The organism is Yersinia similis (assembly GCF_001053095.1).
Taxonomy (GTDB): domain Bacteria; phylum Pseudomonadota; class Gammaproteobacteria; order Enterobacterales; family Enterobacteriaceae; genus Yersinia; species Yersinia similis.
Window position 1 is genome coordinate 277,935 of record NZ_CGBP01000002.1, and the last position, 17,902, is coordinate 295,836.

Here is a 17,902-nt window from a genome sequence, read left to right on the forward strand (position 1 = left end):
CTCCTTGATTGAATAAATAAATCCCAGACTGTGGGGTGATATATAATGAGTAATGACTGGGAGTTGAGAGGGTGGAATTATTTAAATCGCTTAAACCAAGTATTTACTTTATTAACCTGCTTTTTAACAGTAATAACATTTGGGTGCTTTAACTTAGAACCTTTATTCACGTTCCCTTCTTAGCGCTATGAGCGCCAGTTATTGGATTGATAACCACATCACTTTCTAATGGCCTGATACGGATATATTTACGGGGTTTATTTTTGAGGTAGGTCAGCTTACCGGGGGTGAAAATGGCAATATCATCAATATCAAATAATGCTGCAATCTTCCTGATGGTTTCCTGCATATTGGCCTCGGCAGCGTGTTCCCATACCGCCGCCCGGCCTTTTGCGATTTTCATGGTATTGGCTCAATATCGCCACCATGCTCTTCTATTGCTTTTTGGTTTGGAGTAACGGTATTGCTTGGCTCCATGGGACCGTTAATGCGTGCTCAATAGCACGATACAGGCCTATGGCATCACATTCCCATCCGTTGGCTGTATCTTCCCACCCACTAAGCTCATCTACTTCATTTTCCAGATAATCAATGCGGGCGGTGAATTCGCTACGAACTTCCGCTTCTACCTCTTCTTGTAAATGAAACTTTATTATTTCTACCACCTCTTCTGTAGGGAGTATGCCCAGTAATTGCTCTGGACCTGCGTTGCTAAATTTCAAAGCCAGTTCCTGAGACATACTCATTTCCTGATTAATAGCGGTCGGGATAATAAACTTCATCAGCATCAGACTCGTCTAACACGAGCAAGCTATCGCCGTAGTACAGTGCTCCAACTAGCTTTTCAAATTCACCACGGAACATGATTACTTTTTTGCCTAATGCATCGCCGTCTACTTGACCTGAATACAGCTCATAGACAGGGAAACCATCAACTTCTTGCATAATTTTGTCCATGCGACCTTTAGAATCAACATACTCACCCTTGCGCATGAAATAGAAATTGTCCGTGAATTCGAATGCGTGCGTTTTTTTATTGTTGCGTGATGAGCTGTACAGTGATGAACTTTCACTGGCTGGTTCTTTCTCGATCCCCACTCTGAATACGTCGCCCTCACCCATGTCCATCAGCACTTCTGGCCGCTCCCAGCCCTCGTGGGCCGCTTCTTCTTTGTGTTCCTCGATATAGGCTTTCCAGAGATCGGAGGCTTTGATGTATTTCGGCGTCTCGTCTGCCTTGACGAAATCCAGCACCATCTTCTGCATACCTGCTGTTAGGCGCTCCCCAACAGCATTGAGCGCCCAGCTTTCTTCCAGCTTTTTAGCCATGAGGATGTTGTAACGCGGCAGATCGACCATCTGTGAGATGTTGGCTGGCAGAGCTTCCTCTAGCGCTTTCTTTACGGCGCGGGGGAAGTCACCCCACTCGAAGGTTTCTTTGATCGCCTTGTCGTACAGGCTGGAAACGTGCCGCTGAATCATTGCCGAGTATTCCGGCGACTGTTCGAACGCCAGACAGTGCGCTGCGATATCGGTAGCCAGGCTGGTGGCCTTTGGTTGAGTTGTTGCGGCAATTGCCGCCAGTTTTTCGTTGGTCATTGGTCAATCCTCAGTTTATTGTTTTGAAATCGATTACCCACACCCATGGGTTAGCTTCAAAGGTGTTATCTGGATAAATGCCATCCCATAATTCACGGAACCACCGCCACGCATCCAGGTGACAACCAGTTGCTGAACGCTCTGCTAGATAACCTTCTGCCATAGCATCGCCAGTGCTGATTGTATTTAGGCGCTCAACACGAACGCCTGTAATCTCAAGTGTTATTCGGGAAGCCTCACGGGGCATATGCAAAGATGGCGTCCAGCGCTTAACCTGACAGTGCGCACCATCATCTTTGTCAGCACGATACACAATTCGAACTCCACAATTTCCGAATGTCTCGCGCACCCAGAGTTGATCGCCATCTGCACCAAGTGGGCAGATGTAACCGTCTTCCTCGTTAGCTACACCGAAGACATCTTTCTTTGCTGGTTGCAGGTATCCGTCTTTATCCACCACTCCCGGACAATACCAACGAGCATCAAAATCGATTTCACCTGTACAGCTAAGCGGATAAAAATCATTTGATGGCTGAATCTTCATGATCCGCCGCGTCTGCGTCTTGCGACCATCTAAAATGGCCTTAACCATGTCACTATTAAATAAAATCGGCCTTTCTTTGCATTGACCGGTCATAACTAAACCTCCCGTATTAATCGGTTGATAATGTCTCGTTTGGAGGGGATGCGAAGCTGGTGCGCCAGTTGCCATGCTTTGCGCTGGTTTTGGGTTTTGTGCTCCAGCATTTTGCGGATAGTGGTCACCGGAATACCGGTATCGCTGGCAATCAAGTTTTCATTGTGGCCAGCGCGGTGAAACTGATAAATAGCCAACAAAATTTCCAATGAGTAGCGCTTACGAATACCGATATCGACCGTATCCACCTGGGGTAAGCCGCGCCATCGTTCATCACTGGGATAAATCGGTTTTGGCATTGGCAGGTAGGGATTCCCGCTGCGGATCTCTGCGCGGCTGCGCATTAACCAGATTATGCAAGCGGTGTGGTCTCCTCTGTCATCTTCCTTAAAATAACAGCCGGTGCTCAGGTTTAGTTCCTCATCCATCATGCGGCTTCCTTCTGTTTCTGCTCTGATTCCCACTCTTTTACGATTCGGGTGCATTGAGCATGCACTTGGCGAGCGCTTGCGATCCCGAAACCTTTGACTGCATTAGCCAACATGTCAGGCGTTCGGCGAACAACATCAAACAATGAATGGATCCCAGAGCGGGCCAGCAGTTCTAAATACTGCTCTTTCAAGAGGAGAGTTTCGGTAAGCACAGACTCTGCCCATTCCGCCCGCTTAACCAGGTGCGGGTGAGTTGGTTCAAGCAGGTCACGAATGCGCTGTGTAACAGCAGGCGTTAGGCCATCCGGCCAGTTCCGTTTGAAGTCATCAACCATGGGGTAGACCGGCAATGCCCACTCATTAACAGAGACGATCAGGCCAATACCCGTGGTGGAACGGATTTCAATATGCCAGTCAATATCGTTAATAAGCTGCATATCATAATCACCAGAGCGGAGCTTCAACCCCCACTGAAAGGTGTAAAAGTAAAACTCAGTGCCATCATTACCACGGTAATAAGTGGGCTCGACGTCCCCATCCATGCGCTGGATCCGTGCGGTAAGGTCTGAAACAGTATTAGCCAGTTGGTTGTTAACATTGACCATGGCCGCCAGTTTGCTGGTTCTTTCTGCCGCCTCTTTTTTATACCGCCGGATTTCCGTCAATTGCTGGTTTAACAGCGTGCGCTTGTTGTCCAGTTCATCTTTCAGCCGCACGATTTGGATTTTCATTTTTTCAGGGTTAAGTGATTTCAACCGATTCACTTCAGTGGCCAACACGCGTTGATCAGAAATTGAAAGGTTGTATTTGGCTGAAATACTGTCTCTCTGGGCATTCGCTTCAGCGGCTACCAGGTCAGCGCTTTCTATGCGTTCCTGTACATGCGTTAATGCCAAGGATTTCGTGGTTAGGTCGTTCTCAGCTTTCTCTAAACGGTCGAATAAAAGGTTGTATTCGTCAGTCTCGATATTGAGTTGTTCAATACATAGGGACTGTGTTTGGTTGAGTAAAACAGTAGCGCTCTCGATAGAGCGCTGTGCGGTGCCGGTAGTCTGCTCAATGGCAAGGTCTAACTGCGCCCGAACTGGACGCAGGGATGACTCCAGCACACTGGCAGTGGTGGCCTGTGTTGTCATGATTAATTACCTGTGAATTGCCTGTCGAGGCAGGTGATGAAAGGTTACTGCGTGATAGAGAAATAGCGGATCCGGCCAGCTTTTACCGCCTGGTACAGGCGGTAAACTGTTTCAGTAGTAAGATCAATGCCTGCCGTAACCAAATCAGCATTAATCTGTGCAATCAGGTCAACTGGCGTTGCTATTTTTGTTTCATTTGTCGTTTTACCCAGTTGTTCAGGGAAACTCACTGCTCCCGCGGGGTGCAACGGCTGATGGGCAGTTGTAGCAGTGCTTACAGCGACGATTTCAGTTGTGACCGCTGCGGCGGCCAGTTGCCGTTTTTTCAATTCTTCCTGTTGTTGCTCTGCTTGCTGTCTCTGCTGTTCCTCTATCTGTTTTTGCCTGGTAATGCGTTGCTCAATCATCAGCGCTAAATGTTCATGCTCAAGGCCGATTATTTGGTTGATGTCAGCAAACAGGTTTTTATAAGCCGGTTCAATATCAGTAAATAGCGTTAAATTGGCCTGATATTTTTCACTCACTTGATTAGCGGCTATCTTGGCTCGGGCCAGTTCATCGTTGGCGGCACTTTGCAAAGACGTGAGGGTTTTCTTGCCTTTGATGGCCGTGGCAAAGTCAGCCGGGATAGTGGGTAGAGTGACAATCGCCAACTGTTTATTGATACTGGAAATGTGCTCGGCAAGAGCGGTTTTTGCCTTGTTCAGTATCTCAAGGCGAATAGCCTCTTTGCGCAACTTAACCAGTTTCGACAGGTCCAGCCGCTTGTTACGCATTTCATCACGCAAGGTATCAATGGTGCGGAACAGCAGATCAATCTGCTCAGTTTTAGACAGCGCCTGCTGCTTAATCAGATCCAGTTCTTTCTCGGCCTTTTCACAAAACTTAACCGTTTCTTCTGCGTCAGCGAAGTCCTGATCGGTCACCAGATTAGTATTGATAGATTGAATAAAGGCCAGTGCCTGATTCTGGTAGACCGCCAAGTTTGACTCTTTTACTGCGCCTTCGATTTCTACCAATAAAGCGGGGAGGCGCATCAAGGCTTTGCCTTGCGGGATATCTTTGATCTCAGGGGCTGTGTAACCGTTTAAATCCTGCTCAAATTGCTGCCAACCTGCCATCAATTCCTTGCGCCGCCCGCGTACTGGTAAATATTCCATCCAGACAAAGTTTTCTTTGGTGCCATCCGATACTCGGTGCCGATAATGGATTCTACGATTACCCGCGCAGTGGCTTCCTGCGCGTGGCCCTTATCAAACAAGTTTGTTTGTACCCAATCGCTGATCTCCCGTTCTGATCCGGTGGCCTTCATGTTCAGCAATTCATCGCGGCGCATTTTGCTGGAGGCGGCCATCATTACCGGGGCTTCGCTGGCGGTGAAATGGCGACTGCGCAAGGCGTGCCATTCAGGCGTGCCTTGTTGGACATTAATGATTTGCATCTTCTGCCTCCAGATGTTCGATAGTTTTGATTTGTGCCGAGGTGAGGGTGTATTTGCTTTCGATGGTGTTGATGATTTGCACGGCGGTTTTCTTGCCTTTATTGATCAGTGTTGTCCAGTCAGCCAGCGCGCGTTGAAATTGTTCCGCGCTGTATTCTGGTAGTGCCTGCGGCTGACTTGGTGTCTGGTTGCCTTGCCTGTGTTCTTTAGTTTCAGTCACATCAAGACTTTTACCCTCCATTTCTTCCGCTGTCGGCTGCTGACCAATTTCTGGCCACCCTTTACGCAATGCCTGCGCTTCGGCACATTTGGCTAATTGCCCATAAGGCCGCTTTTTCCACATAGCATTGGGTGCCTGGGTATCACGACCCGCGGTGGCATAGTTTTCCAGCCAGTACTCTTTTGCGCTGAATTCCACGATAGTGCCGTTAGGCATGAGTTTGCTCAGTGTGTATTTGCACCACTGAGGGAAAGTGATTTCTACTCCATTAAAGGCTTGCGTCAGATCTGGGCCAAATTCTGGCTCTTGCGCTCCGGCATAGTTACCGGAGCGGTCAGCCTGTATGCGATATAACCCAACGCCGGGCATCACCACATCGCGCGTTTCATATTTACCGGTTAGCGCATCTTTCACACTCATAGGTACTAAATGAACGGGTTTCATCAGCGGATCTAATTGGCGAGCGCGGCAATAACTGACGGCCATGATGACTGAATCATCTTTAGCTCCAGGGTAAATACTGTTTTTCAGCGCGTTCCACGTGGGTTCGTCAATATTCAACCCAACCACGGCGGGTGGAAGATTGGTTGTTACTGCTTGAGTGGTCATTGGTCAGTCCTCAAATTTTGACAGCGATAGCAAGAAACATGAACGCGCCTAAAACGCATGCGAAGAAGAATTTCAGGCCAGATTGGCGGGGATACTGGTTAATGTCGTCACCAGTCACACGATGGCGATACTGGAGTGTCTTGATGAATTCAATAGGCATGGTATGCTTTCCCATGGTTGGGTTTGGTCACTCAACCACGCTGATAATAATCCTCGTGGTTATTGTTCAGTCCTCAGTAGGTTTGCGGTTGGTCCCGCACTCCTGGGATAGCCCCGGTTTAATCGCTGGGGCTTTTCTCTTTATTGGAGGTAGGTGGTCTTTCTCAGCGTCTAATTCCATTGCTCGCTCGGCCTTGGCAACCCGGAGAAATATTTCCTCCTGTACCTCATCCAGATAAAGTTCCATAGCGGCAGTTTCGGTAAGTAACTCAAGGTGGCCGGTACTCGCTCCAGCAACAAAACAGCTATTTTGGACAGCGGATTTAAAGGCGTTGAGCATTTTTGAATGGCGGCGTAAAAACTCAATCCGTTTGCCTAACTCCTCTTGCTCATCCGGATCCGAAATTAATAGGCGGTCATACTGTTCCAGCGATTGCTCAACCATTCGCTGATAGTTGTATTCATTCACGATGCACCTCATAGATCAGGTTGGGGAGTGGCCTTCACATATCTGCTTCGCTTGCTGGCACTGCTTAATATCAAACCAACCAAAGTGACACTGCTCTGTGGGGATCTCCATTTTCGCCGCTAACCAACCGTATGCTTGAGAGCGAGACATATGCCCTGAGCGCCAGATATTTTCAAACGGGGTTTTACATGATTTTCTGGCCTGTCGGGTTGCCTTATCTGCCAGAGTCCCTAAAGGAATAGCAGTGAATGGATGTAGGCCCACATACGCACCACAGCCTTGGCATAAATAGACGTAAGGCCAGTCGCTGTAGTCGCGGCCATAGACTTGCTGGTGCGTGGCGACGTGAACGCTACCTGAACAAAAATGGCAATTAGTAGGAGCAGGAAGGGGGTTTTTCACTCGGGCAGTTGCGGTTCTACTTGGGTTGGTTGGAGTCTTAACTTTTAATGTGTCCAATATACTTTCCTCAATGGTCTTCATCTTTTCCGTTACGGGGAATATCTCTATTAACAGATACAAATCCCTATCATTGCGTACGACAATCCAGATGGAGCATCTAGCGGATTTACTTCATTTAGGCTTTTCTGGCATAAAGTGCCTCTATAGTTAATTGACACTTTGTCACCATCAATAAAGATAATATTACCGGTTACGGACGACATGCGAACTGACCGACCATTACTTGATATTTTGGTGAATTCAACCTTGTCGCCAACTTTCAGCATCGACCGATCAAATTGCTTAAATTTATTGCACTTTTCGCATCGATACTTACTGGTGCTCATAGTCTTATTCCTTATCGGTAGTGAACTTGCCGAAGCCCCCGCGTACAGGGGCAGCGGTAAAACCACTTATTCGCCGTCTTTCTTTTCGTTAATGCGTTGGAACGGATAACGATCGGTATCCGCTTTAATATTGCGGTAGAAGTGGGAGCCAATTGATTCGGCACCAGAGAACGCTGCGTATTCATCAGCGGATACATTTTTGTAGTGATAGAGCGCAGCAGGTTCACCTTTCGACTTAAAGCGAATCGCCAGAGTGTTACTTACCGAGTCATGGCCGATGCTATGGATCTGGGAAGATTCAATCTGCTGCATGTTAATTGCTGATAATTTGCTCATTTTGGTTCCTTAAAGGTAAAAAAAAGAGCCACAGCCTAAGCTGTAGCTCCGATGGTTTGATTTTGCTTTCTTGATAGTTAACGCCTAACGCACGCCGCGAGGTAACTGACTGCAACCACGCATCTTCTGGCGGGCAACTGCTGCAATGCGTTTCTCTGGATCTGCTGAAGTGCGGGACTTGTTGGTGATGGCTGGCATATCCGGTATCAGTTTACTCCGCACCATCACTAATACTGCTCTTTCAACACGGTTAGTTCCCCGATTTGCCAGTGCCTGGATATGGGCATTACGTTTTTTTGCCATACGTTTTTGACGAGATGTGGTGGCCATTGGTCAGTCCTCAGTTGTGTCTATCACCGCTATACCCTCATGGAAGGCACACTGGTAATTCGTGGTTTAGCTGAGCCGTGACCGGTACACGCGGACCGTTTTGTGTCACTTAACCTGTTTGTTAAAGAGCGTACCCATCGTTTCGGGTGGTAGTCCTATTCTTGAATCTGAATGTAACTATAGTTTCGGATTGCGTCAAGCAAGTTCTGATACTTTAGTTTCCGTATTGGTCGTGAAAAACCATTACATGTGGTTTTTCTGGAGGATGGGGGAAATGTTAACGGACTGGGCAGTCTGATTTGTTAAAGGTGGCGGTCAATGTCTTTGTTGGAAACTGGTAAATATAGTTAGCTGAGCCTTGATGTTTATCGATAAGAATGTTGCTACAAAGCGCATGGGTAAAACTTTCTTTTGCAATGGTTTTAACATGGACTACTGTTTCGTAATCAGGTGTCATATCATTGATTTTATAAACATAATTTACACTTTTATCTTGAATGAACATATCAGTAATCACTGTATTGTCATCCAAACGCTTAGGAATGCCGAGTTTGATTTTTTCTTCAATAAATGCTGGTACGGCTTTTTCCCAGATTGAAGCATTATCTGATTTATCTGTTAGCGCGCGACCCAGATCTTTATAAAGGACAGCAAAAATAGTGGCAACAATGAGAATAATGGCCCTTGTGCCCCATTTTTTAATAAAATCCATAAAGCCATTTTCTGTTGTTGCAATGGGTTTTGCCAGGCTTAGTTGACTGACTTGGGTTCCGCAGGATGAACAATACTTGCTATGGGGCTCAATTGATGCGCTGCATTTCATACAATACATTGTTTTTTCCTTATAAATTTTCCCATTTAGCCTCAACAACAACACCGATAATTCGGCAGTTACCATTGATTTCTATCATTGGGTACTGGGGGTTCAGAGGCTTGAGATATTTATTGCCAGCATCTTCAATGTAGCGTTTGAATGTCGCCTCATTACCATCGGTTAGTTTGGCGATAACTAATTTACCTGAGGTGGGTTCAACATCTGGGTTGACTAATATAGACATACCTTCAGGAATGGTTAAGCCCACAGGAGAGGTCATTGAATCCCCTTTAACATCAAGCCAAAAGGCATTATGTCCAGCATACTTAGTGGTGGTTACCCACTCGTCTATTTCATCAAGACTATAAGGCTCAATGGCTTCTGACCAATTTCCCGCGCTAACCCAACTGATTTTGGGATACTCATAGGATTGTAATGGGTGCGAGTCTTTATTTTCTTTTACATTCGCATCCCAATTAGCGCTGGATGTGGATTGTAATTCAGGATTTCCCTTTCCCGTCTGAAGCCATTCTGGATTGCATAAAAGAGCACGGGCAATATTAAAGAGCGTATTGCCATTAAAGTTTTTTGTCAGCCCTAACTCAGCTTTACTTATAGCTACTCTAGACACGCCTGATTTCCTTGCCAACTCTTCCTGACTAAGATTCAACGCTGACCTTCTTTCGCTGACCCTTTCAGCTAAAGTACTTGCCATTGATTCCTCTGAATTATATCCAGCTAAAAATTGACACCAAAGTAACACTATCTTTGGAAACTTTGTTTTCGTTATGCTCTTGCTTGAATCTGATACTTTGGTTACGATTAGTGAGGAGGTATCCATGAAACTGTATGATATTTTGAAAACTGAAATTGGAAGCAATGCGGAAATTGGCCGCCGATTTCCTGCAAAAGGTAAGTCACGAACCGGGCAGGCAGTGGGTAAGTGGCGATCTCAAGGAGTGCCCGAAGATATTGCTCTGTTGTGTCATTTATCTTCTAACATCCCATACATCTACAACCCGGCCGACTATGGCCGCAACCCGGAAAATCTTAGCCTGGTTCTGACCAAACCAGCTCATCAGTAAAGATAGAGGACTGACCAATGACCACAATTTATCAACCTGCCGCTATAACGGCAGGGGCTGCGATAGCATCTGACGTTCGGCGGGAGTTGCTATCCCGCAAAAAGGTGGGAAAGAACGGTTTACCGTTCCATACCGTGCGCGAAGATCAGATTAAGACCCGATGGACAGAAAGCGAGGCAGTAGCCATAAAAAGCACCGCCAACGCGTTGGAATCCAACCCCGCAGTAGAAACCAATGTAGCCGCCATTCGTGGATTTTTGGCGATGTTTGCCGAAGCTCCCGACATGCTGGTTCATGTTCATGCCGAATTAAAACTCGCCGGACTGCCGGTACCTGAATGGCTGCCTGAGCTTCCCATCAGACAGGAGAAATCCCAATGACTAACATAACGCCTACAACCACACAATCGGTAGAACTCATTGCCAATGTTGTGGGTAAAAAACTGGCTATTGACGGGCAGGAGGCCCGCCGTATGGCTATCACAGGGGCTTTGTCTGGGGTGACTCAGGCGTTTTATTCCCGTCAACATAGTCCCTCTGATACTAAGCAGCCGTAGGGGGATCTATGAGCTTGTTATTTAAATATCGGCCACTGGTGATCAATCCAGAGTTAGCGGCCCGTATCGGTCTGAATGAAGCCATTATTTTGCAGCAGATCAATTATTGGCTAACAGAAACTAACTCAGGCATTGAACAGGAAGGCCTTCAGTGGGTTTACAACACACATAAAGAGTGGGTAAAGCAGTTCCCGTTTTGGTCCATTGATACAGTAAAACGCACACTTTTGTCATTGGAAAAATCGGGATGCGTCCGTGTTGAGCAGTTAGCAAAAGCGCAACGTGACATGACGAATTATTACACGATTCACTATGAGTGTGACGCACTAAACAGTGACAGCAAATTGCCACAGTCCAAGGGGGCAGATTGCCCTGATGGAGATGGCAACTTGCCCCCATCCATTGGTGCAGATTGCCCCCATCAGAAGGGGGCAGATTGCCCTGATGTTCATACAGAGATTACAGAGACTACAACAGAGACTACTTCAGAGAAGCGCACACGTAAGGCGGTTAAAAGTTCGGTGTTTGATTTTTCATCTTTCCCAATGACGGTGAGCCCTGAAATTTGGGAGGACTACCTAACACACCGAAAAGCAAAACGAGCGCCGATGACGCAGACCGTGGTGAACATGCTGGGTAAGGAGTTGAACAAAGCGGCTGGGGCTGGGTGGTCGGTGGATGATTCGTTAGCGGAAGCTATGGCTGCCGGTTGGCAAGGGTTCAAATTTGAATGGTTACAGAATCGGAGTCGGCCACAGAGTCAGTACGCGGGTAACACCGGCCTGAGTCGTCAGGAAGCACTGGAGGCCCGCAATGCACAGGTTGCTGACGATTTTGTCAGGAGTGGGGGGTGATCCATGCGGGAAGCAGAGACTGAAAAACGAGAATTTGCTGAGATCATGAAAGCTATTTTGGCGATCTACGGCAAAGACGGATCCAAGGCTGTACTAAAAATTTATTGGAATGCTTTACTGCCATACGACATTGAAACTGTGCGTCAAGCGTTCAGCAACTGGGTGATAGATCCAGAACAAGGCCGGTTTTCACCTAAGCCCGCCGATATTATCCGCAATATCCAAAATATTGACGGTAAACCAGATTGGCTCTCAGCGAATGAGGCGTGGGCATTGGCATTACCCGCGCAAGATGAAGCTAACACCGTGGTTTGGACGAATGAAATTGCCCAGGCATGGAGTATTGCCCAGCCAATCATGCAGGAGGGCGACAAAATTGGCGCACGTATGGCTTTTATCGCTGCTTATGAACGATTGGCTAAGGCAGCGCAAGGGACAGGCCGATCACCGTCATGGTCAGTGTCTGAAGGATGGGACAAAGAGACAGTAAAACGTACCGTTGAGCAGGCCGTAACAACAGGATTGCTTCCCAGACCTAAAGCCGAAAAGTATCAGTTGTTGTTGCCAGAAAAGGGGAAGGCTGGGAATGAAGTACCCACAAAAATACGACAATTTTTAGACGAACTGAAGGGGAGAATTAAGCAGGATCAGGAGGCGCGAGAAAGCACATGGCGTGATGAAAGTATTAGGCTACAAGCGTCTCTGGAACACAAATACCAAGAGTCATTGCAGCAGACCGCCGACCACGGTTTGCAAAATAATAAAATTACCGAGGACTGACCAATGAGCATTAATTTTAAGAATGTATTGATTTACAAATTATCTCGCGATGTTTCTTTCGCTGATTTGGAAGAGCAAATGGCGCAGTTCGCATTCACACCGTGCGGCAGTCAGGATATGGCGAAAACCGGTTGGATATCGCCAATGGGTAACGAAAGCGCAACGCTTGCGCATGTGGCTAACAAGCAAATCCTTATCACATTGCAGTGTGAAAAAAAGGATTTACCCGCCCCGGTTATCGCCCGTGAGCTGGCGAGTAAAGTTGAGCGTTTGGAGCAAGAGCAACACCGTAAACTGAAAAAAACAGAAAAAGAGTCGCTGAAAGATGAAGTTATCCAGACTCTGCTGCCACGGGCCTTTAGCAAATACTCGACAACATCCCTCTGGATTAACGCAGGGGCCGGGTTAATTATCATTGATGCTGCCAGCGCGCGGAAAGCTGAAAATGCATTGGCATTGTTGCGCAAAACTATGGGTTCTCTGCCAGTTGTCCCTCTGACACTTAATACCCCGATTGAACTGACGTTAACCGAGTGGTTGCGCTCTGGCGCTGCGCCTGCGGGATTCATCTTACAGGAAGAAGCCGAGCTTAAAGCCGTTTTGGAGCAGGGCGGCATTCTGCGCAGTAAACATCAGGATTTAGTCAGTGACGAGATCCGTGGGCATATCGCCGCCGGTAAGCTGGTGACCAAGTTGGCATTGGAGTGGCAGGGGCGCATTAGCTTTATGCTGTCCGACGATGGCAGCCTGAAGAGAGTGAAATACAGCACCACGCTGCTGGAGCGGAACGACGATATCGACCGCGAGGATTACGCGCAGCGTTTTGATGCCGATTTTATTTTGATGGCGGGTGAACTGGCCGCACTGATTGCCCATCTAGTGGATGCGCTGGGCGGCGAGGCAACCAGCAGTTCATGGGTGGATTTGGATGGAGTAGAACGGGACGATGATGATCGCTATCCAGAAGCAGTGAACTTCACCAAGGCGAAAGGAAAAGCCTCAATTTCGGGGCTACAGCGTGAACTCCGTATTGGCTATAACCGTGCCGCATGGCTGATTGAAAGAATGCAGGCTGAAGGCATTGTGTCCCAACCCGCACCAGACGGGACCCGCAAAGTGCTTGCTGGGGAGGGCGCGTAATGGTGATCAAACCACACGTACCCAATGCCGAAAGGGTTGGTATCAATAACGCAGTAAGATCCATGCAATTAGCTGGCCGTATAAGTGATGCAAACAGCCAGTTAAACCGCGTGATCACCGCCGCAAGTGGTGCTGATTGGCGGACACTGCGCGAACTCGAAAAGTTGATGTCTCAGATGTTCCCCGGTGAAGGTGATACCCAGGCCGCTATAAGTGCTCGTCTGCGTGAAATTAATCCTGTCCGCCATGGGTTGGTTAAACAGGTCAAAATTGTCCGTAACGATGATAGCGGCAAGCGGGTTTGGTTTTATCGTCTGGTTCCTACCACGCAAGGAGGCATGCAATGAGTTACCAGATTTTTATCGGTGATTGCATAGACTCAATGCGCAAAATGCCAGACCAGTCCGTTCATAGCTGCATTACCAGCCCGCCATATTATGGGCTACGTGATTATGGTGTTGAAGGGCAGATTGGTTTAGAGGAAAGCCCTGCGGCGTTTATTCAACGGCTTGTCGCGGTGTTTCGTGAGGTTCGCCGCGTTCTTCGTGATGATGGCACTTTATGGGTAAACATGGGGGATAGTTGGGACAAAGGGAAGCAATTGAATGGTATGCCATGGCGTTTTGCCTTTGCGTTACAAAATGACGGTTGGATCCTTCGCCAAGACATTATCTGGCACAAATCCAATCCTATGCCAGAAAGCGTGCGTGACCGCTGTACCAAAGCCCACGAATATATATTTTTGCTGAGTAAGTCGAAAAGCTATTACTTCGATCATGAGGCAATTAGAGAACCATCTGTCTACAGCGGTAAAAATACCGGCGTCGGCTTTGGGCATGGCATGGATAAGAGTGACAGAAATCGCGGCAGGATATCTGCCCGCGATAACTTCAAGCGGGAAGACAGTAAGCGAGCGGTAGTTATACCTGGGCAAAATGTGGGTACCCATCGTGCTGATCGTAAAGATACTGTCTCTGATGGTATGCGGGCAAAGCGCAACGTTTGGACTGTGGCCACTCGTGGTTACAAAGAAGCTCATTTCGCTACTTTCCCGCCAGCACTAATTGAACCTTGTGTTTTGGCTGGTTGTCCGACTGGTGGCGTGATTTTGGACCCATTCGGTGGTAGTGGCACGACTGCTGGCGTCGCTATCGGCAGTGGTCGTAAAGCTATTCTTTGCGAATTGAACCCAGCATACGCTGAACTGGTTCCAGCTCGTATCGAAAGTATTTTATCTGCGTATCCAATTAATAAGGGGTGTGCAGCATGATTGATTTCTCCAATACCCAATATGTTCATGATCTGGCCGCTCTCAAGTCCGCCCCAACACATAAGTTGAAATTAATTGGCGACCAGTGGCGCACGCCAGATGCTCTGTTTTGGGGTATCAATGCGATGTTTGGCCCGTTAGTTCTGGATCTGTTCAGTGATTGCGAGAATGCGAAAACACCCGCTTATTACACTGCGGAAGATAACTCGCTCACTCAAGACTGGGCTACGAAACTGACCGAGTTGAATGGCGCTGCATTTGCTAACCCTCCCTACAGCACGGCGAAAAAGCATGAAGGGCAATATATCACTGGCATGCGGCACATCATGGCTTATACCTCCGAAATGCGGCAGCGCGGCGGTCGCTATGTCTATTTGACCAAAGCGGCAACGTCAGAGGTGTGGTGGCCTGAAGAAGCAGACCATATTGCATTCATTCGCGGCAGAATTGGCTTTGAAGTACCGGCTTGGTTCCGTCCCGAAGATAACACTCAAGTTGCCTGCAATGCGGGTTTTGGTGCGGCTATTGCCATTTTCGATAAGGAATGGCGTGGCCCTGCGATTAGCTATATCACCCGTGAGCAATTACTTGCCACTGGTGAGGCATTTTTAGCGCAGATCCGCAGAGAGGCTGAGCGCCTGATACCACAAAACCAGCCGAAAAATATTCCAGTACCGGAAACTGGCAACACCGTCTGGCCGGTCGAAGTAAATCTGTATTTCAGCAAAATATCGGGTGCCGCTGAATTACCCGCCGACCTGCAACATAAAATCTTAGGCAATATCAACCGTATGAAATTAGACGGTATTCCGTCTGATGCCATCATTGCCGCCGCTACAACACTCACCGCCGCTATGGGAGCAACATCATGAAAGAGATATTTTGCTGGTGGCGGTGGGGCTTCTACCGGGATCGAAATGGCAACCGGGCGCAGTGTTGATATCGCCATCAATCATGATCCGAATGCTATCGCCATGCACACCACCAATCACCCCGATACCCTGCATTATTGTGAGTCAGTATTCGATATTGACCCCGTGGCCGCGACCGCCGGCAGACCTGTCGGACTTGCATGGTTCAGCCCTGATTGCCGCCATTTCAGTAAGGCGAAGGGCAGTAAGCCAGTTAAAAAAGAGATCCGTGGTTTAGCGTGGATACTGATTCGTTGGGGGTTAGCGAAAAAGCCTCGAGTAGTGATGCTGGAAAATGTGGAAGAGTTTAAAACGTGGGGACCGCTACTGACTGCCGAAGATGGCACAGAACACCCCGATCCCGCCCGCGCGGGTGAGACATTCGCCGCATTTGTAGCGATGCTGACTACGGGTATTGATGCCGAACATCCAGCGTTACAGGAGTGCTGCGAGGTTTTAGGGATTGATATCAATAGTATAGATGCTAAACGACTGCAGGCTGGTTTGGGATACGTCGTTGATCACAAAGAACTTCGGGCCAGTGATTATGGTGCGCCAACCATCAGAAAGCGCTTCTTTATGGTAATGCGTTGTGATGGTTTGCCAGTAGTGTGGCCGGAGCCGACTCACGGCGATCCAAAATTATTGGAAGTTCAGAGCGGACACCGTAAACCGTGGCGCACCGCCGCCGAGTGTATTGATTGGTCAATTCCTTGCCCGAGTATTTTCGATCGCAAGAAACCGCTAGCGGAGAACACCCTTAAACGCATTGCGCGGGGCATTCAACGTTTCGTTATGGATAACCCCACGCCGTTTATCGTGAAGTGTAACCACACCAGCAGTAAAACTACATATGACTGTTTCCGGGGGCAGCCATTAATTGATCCGTTGCAGGCCATTACCAAAACGCCTGGCTTCTCATTGGTCACTCCAATCATAGCCCGTATCGGTCAAACCGGTTTTGGTGGCGATCGTATGGCGTATGCAGCGGGTAACCCACTGACGACAATCACTAGTAAGGCTGAACACCTTCTTGTCGCCCCGATCATTGCTCGTGAGTTTGGTAATAGTGTGGGGCATGTGGTTGATGATCCAAGCGGTACTATTACAGCGGGTGGAGGTGGCAAGTCTCGGCTTGTTTCTGCATTCCTGGCTAAACACTTCGGCGGCAACTATACCGGCTCAGGCGCTGATCTGAATCAGCCAGCCCACACAGTGACAACGGTTGATCATCATGCGTTGGTGACTTCTAACCTGATAAAGCTGCGCGGCACTTGCAAAGACGGTCAGCAGGTTACCCAGCCAATGCCAACAATCACTGCCGGTGGTCTGCATATCGGTGAGGTTCGTGCTTTCTTACTCAAGTATTACGGCAATGAGAAAGAGGGTGTTAGCCTGAATGGCCCCCTGCACACAGTGACCACCAATGACCGGTTCGGTCTGGTGACGGTCGAGGGCATTGATTATCAGATCGTGGATATCGGTATGCGTATGTTGCAGCCGCATGAGCTTTACGCCGCGCAGGGTTTCCCGAACTGGTACATCATCGACCGCGATTACACCGGTACTAAATACGCCAAAGATAAGCAGGTAGCCCGCTGTGGTAATGCGGTGCCACCGCCATTTGCGGAAGCGCTGGTTCGGGCCAATCTGCCAGAAATGTGTGTAGATCGCGATGAGGTGGCGGCATGACAACAGCACCGCGAACTAAGTCCCCGAGAAAGAAAAAGACGGAGGTTCTGGGCGTGCTGTTACCTGGTGGTGGCATTAAGTACGCCACTGACCATGATCGGGAAACTATGAAGGGGGTGCCTGCGGGCACTCCAATTTCAATGAGCCCAATTGGTGACCGGCGCAACCTGAAGCATCACCGTAAGTTCTGGAAACTGCTCGAGCTGGGGTTCTCTTATTGGGTACCGGATTGGACCTTTGTTAGCGCACCTGAAGAGTGGATAGCTCACGAGGTAGCAAAAGCCGTGGGCAGCGCTGCAGGAGATCCGGAACTCTATGAGAAGGTGACAAAGTCTATCGCTCAGGCGGTGCTAGACAGAGTAATCAGGCAGCGCCAGAAAAGGTTTGATGGAGAGGCGGTAAAGACGGACTCCGCTTATTTCAACCACGTCATGATCAAAGCCGGATTCTATGACCTGATGCCCAACCCAGAGGGCGGCACATTGAAGCAGCGCTGGAGTATTGCGTTCGTGAATATGGATCAGGGCGTTTTTGACCGAATTTATAAAGGGGTGGCCGGTGTTATCTGGAATGAGACATTAGGCCAGCACTTTGATGACGAGTATGAGATGGAACAGGCAGTTAACCGGTTGCTGGAGTATTGAT

26 protein-coding genes and 1 pseudogene are annotated in these 17,902 nt (G+C 48.4%); 12 read left to right on the forward strand and 15 right to left on the reverse strand.

Annotated elements, in window-relative coordinates; genetic code table 11:
• Positions 1–166: 166 nt before the first annotated feature.
• From AC971_RS02880 to AC971_RS02955, 15 genes are all read right to left on the reverse strand, one after another.
• Positions 167–403, reverse strand: a complete 237-nt coding sequence (locus AC971_RS02880; protein WP_025383617.1) for a hypothetical protein — start codon at positions 401–403, stop codon at positions 167–169.
• A gap of 31 nt (positions 404–434) precedes the next feature.
• Positions 435–740, reverse strand: coding sequence for a hypothetical protein (locus AC971_RS02885; protein ID WP_025383618.1), 306 nt, complete (start codon positions 738–740; stop codon positions 435–437).
• Between the two features lie 13 nt (positions 741–753).
• Entirely contained in the window at positions 754–1,599 is an 846-nt protein-coding gene (locus AC971_RS24595) for a hypothetical protein (RefSeq protein ID WP_025383619.1), read from the reverse strand.
• A gap of 10 nt (positions 1,600–1,609) precedes the next feature.
• Positions 1,610–2,236 (reverse strand): ASCH domain-containing protein, encoded by a 627-nt coding sequence (locus AC971_RS02895; protein ID WP_038402215.1) that lies wholly within the window; start codon positions 2,234–2,236, stop codon positions 1,610–1,612.
• A gap of 2 nt (positions 2,237–2,238) precedes the next feature.
• Positions 2,239–2,664: a hypothetical protein gene (locus tag AC971_RS02900; RefSeq protein ID WP_231572988.1), complete on the reverse strand. Its 426-nt coding sequence runs from the start codon at positions 2,662–2,664 to the stop codon at positions 2,239–2,241.
• Complete coding sequence (locus AC971_RS02905; protein WP_025383622.1) at positions 2,664–3,803, reverse strand: coiled-coil domain-containing protein; 1,140 nt, start codon at positions 3,801–3,803, stop codon at positions 2,664–2,666. The genes AC971_RS02900 and AC971_RS02905 overlap by 1 nt, the downstream gene beginning before the upstream one ends.
• A gap of 44 nt (positions 3,804–3,847) precedes the next feature.
• Positions 3,848–4,963, reverse strand: a complete 1,116-nt coding sequence (locus AC971_RS02910; protein ID WP_158499219.1) for a hypothetical protein — start codon at positions 4,961–4,963, stop codon at positions 3,848–3,850.
• Entirely contained in the window at positions 4,924–5,244 is a 321-nt protein-coding gene (locus AC971_RS02915) for a hypothetical protein (RefSeq protein WP_048677291.1), read from the reverse strand. Before AC971_RS02915 ends, AC971_RS02910 begins: the two co-directional genes overlap by 40 nt.
• Positions 5,231–6,073 carry a phage recombination protein Bet gene (gene bet, locus AC971_RS02920; protein WP_025383623.1) on the reverse strand — a complete coding sequence of 281 codons (843 nt, stop codon included), beginning with the start codon at positions 6,071–6,073 and terminating at the stop codon, positions 5,231–5,233. Before bet ends, AC971_RS02915 begins: the two co-directional genes overlap by 14 nt.
• Before the next feature lie 226 nt (positions 6,074–6,299).
• Positions 6,300–6,701 carry a hypothetical protein gene (locus tag AC971_RS02925; protein WP_144236088.1) on the reverse strand — a complete coding sequence of 134 codons (402 nt, stop codon included), beginning with the start codon at positions 6,699–6,701 and terminating at the stop codon, positions 6,300–6,302.
• 15 nt (positions 6,702–6,716) lie between these two features.
• Positions 6,717–7,184 carry a zinc-finger-containing protein gene (locus AC971_RS02930; protein WP_025383625.1) on the reverse strand — a complete coding sequence of 156 codons (468 nt, stop codon included), beginning with the start codon at positions 7,182–7,184 and terminating at the stop codon, positions 6,717–6,719.
• A 371-nt stretch (positions 7,185–7,555) separates the two neighbouring features.
• Positions 7,556–7,825 carry a KTSC domain-containing protein gene (locus tag AC971_RS02940; protein ID WP_025383627.1) on the reverse strand — a complete coding sequence of 90 codons (270 nt, stop codon included), beginning with the start codon at positions 7,823–7,825 and terminating at the stop codon, positions 7,556–7,558.
• A gap of 84 nt (positions 7,826–7,909) precedes the next feature.
• Complete coding sequence (locus AC971_RS02945) at positions 7,910–8,155, reverse strand: hypothetical protein (protein ID WP_011192248.1); 246 nt, start codon at positions 8,153–8,155, stop codon at positions 7,910–7,912.
• Positions 8,156–8,432: 277 nt separating this feature from the next.
• The gene (locus AC971_RS02950) at positions 8,433–8,987 is read right to left on the reverse strand and encodes a zinc ribbon domain-containing protein (protein ID WP_025383628.1); all 555 of its coding nucleotides are present in this window, start codon (positions 8,985–8,987) and stop codon (positions 8,433–8,435) included.
• Between the two features lie 10 nt (positions 8,988–8,997).
• A complete protein-coding gene (locus tag AC971_RS02955; protein WP_011192250.1) occupies positions 8,998–9,684 on the reverse strand; it encodes a LexA family protein in 687 nt (228 codons plus the stop codon).
• Positions 9,685–9,808: 124 nt separating this feature from the next.
• Between AC971_RS02955 and AC971_RS02960 the strand changes: the two genes are divergently transcribed.
• The 12 genes and pseudogenes from AC971_RS02960 (at position 9,809) to AC971_RS03010 (ending at position 17,901) form a co-directional block, all read left to right on the forward strand.
• On the forward strand, positions 9,809–10,054 hold the full coding sequence (locus tag AC971_RS02960) for a hypothetical protein (RefSeq protein ID WP_025383629.1): 246 nt from the start codon (positions 9,809–9,811) through the stop codon (positions 10,052–10,054).
• Between the two features lie 17 nt (positions 10,055–10,071).
• The gene (locus AC971_RS02965; RefSeq protein WP_011192252.1) at positions 10,072–10,434 is read left to right on the forward strand and encodes a hypothetical protein; all 363 of its coding nucleotides are present in this window, start codon (positions 10,072–10,074) and stop codon (positions 10,432–10,434) included.
• Positions 10,431–10,610 carry a hypothetical protein gene (locus AC971_RS02970; protein ID WP_025383630.1) on the forward strand — a complete coding sequence of 60 codons (180 nt, stop codon included), beginning with the start codon at positions 10,431–10,433 and terminating at the stop codon, positions 10,608–10,610. Before AC971_RS02965 ends, AC971_RS02970 begins: the two co-directional genes overlap by 4 nt.
• A gap of 8 nt (positions 10,611–10,618) precedes the next feature.
• A complete protein-coding gene (locus tag AC971_RS21690; RefSeq protein ID WP_025383631.1) occupies positions 10,619–11,464 on the forward strand; it encodes a hypothetical protein in 846 nt (281 codons plus the stop codon).
• 3 nt (positions 11,465–11,467) lie between these two features.
• Entirely contained in the window at positions 11,468–12,244 is a 777-nt protein-coding gene (locus tag AC971_RS02980; protein WP_011192254.1) for a hypothetical protein, read from the forward strand.
• Between the two features lie 3 nt (positions 12,245–12,247).
• A pseudogene (rdgC, locus tag AC971_RS02985) lies at positions 12,248–13,147 on the forward strand (recombination-associated protein RdgC); the annotation flags it as partial.
• A gap of 15 nt (positions 13,148–13,162) precedes the next feature.
• Complete coding sequence (locus AC971_RS24980; RefSeq protein ID WP_268869951.1) at positions 13,163–13,384, forward strand: DNA translocase FtsK; 222 nt, start codon at positions 13,163–13,165, stop codon at positions 13,382–13,384.
• A complete protein-coding gene (locus AC971_RS02990; protein ID WP_011192256.1) occupies positions 13,384–13,731 on the forward strand; it encodes a hypothetical protein in 348 nt (115 codons plus the stop codon). Before AC971_RS24980 ends, AC971_RS02990 begins: the two co-directional genes overlap by 1 nt.
• Entirely contained in the window at positions 13,728–14,654 is a 927-nt protein-coding gene (locus AC971_RS02995) for a DNA-methyltransferase (protein ID WP_011192257.1), read from the forward strand. The genes AC971_RS02990 and AC971_RS02995 overlap by 4 nt, the downstream gene beginning before the upstream one ends.
• Positions 14,651–15,526, forward strand: coding sequence for a phage N-6-adenine-methyltransferase (locus tag AC971_RS03000; RefSeq protein WP_011192258.1), 876 nt, complete (start codon positions 14,651–14,653; stop codon positions 15,524–15,526). The genes AC971_RS02995 and AC971_RS03000 overlap by 4 nt, the downstream gene beginning before the upstream one ends.
• Before the next feature lie 45 nt (positions 15,527–15,571).
• The gene (locus tag AC971_RS03005) at positions 15,572–17,257 is read left to right on the forward strand and encodes a DNA cytosine methyltransferase (RefSeq protein WP_025383633.1); all 1,686 of its coding nucleotides are present in this window, start codon (positions 15,572–15,574) and stop codon (positions 17,255–17,257) included.
• The gene (locus AC971_RS03010) at positions 17,254–17,901 is read left to right on the forward strand and encodes a DUF1367 family protein (protein WP_011192260.1); all 648 of its coding nucleotides are present in this window, start codon (positions 17,254–17,256) and stop codon (positions 17,899–17,901) included. The genes AC971_RS03005 and AC971_RS03010 overlap by 4 nt, the downstream gene beginning before the upstream one ends.
• Position 17,902 lies beyond the last annotated feature (1 nt).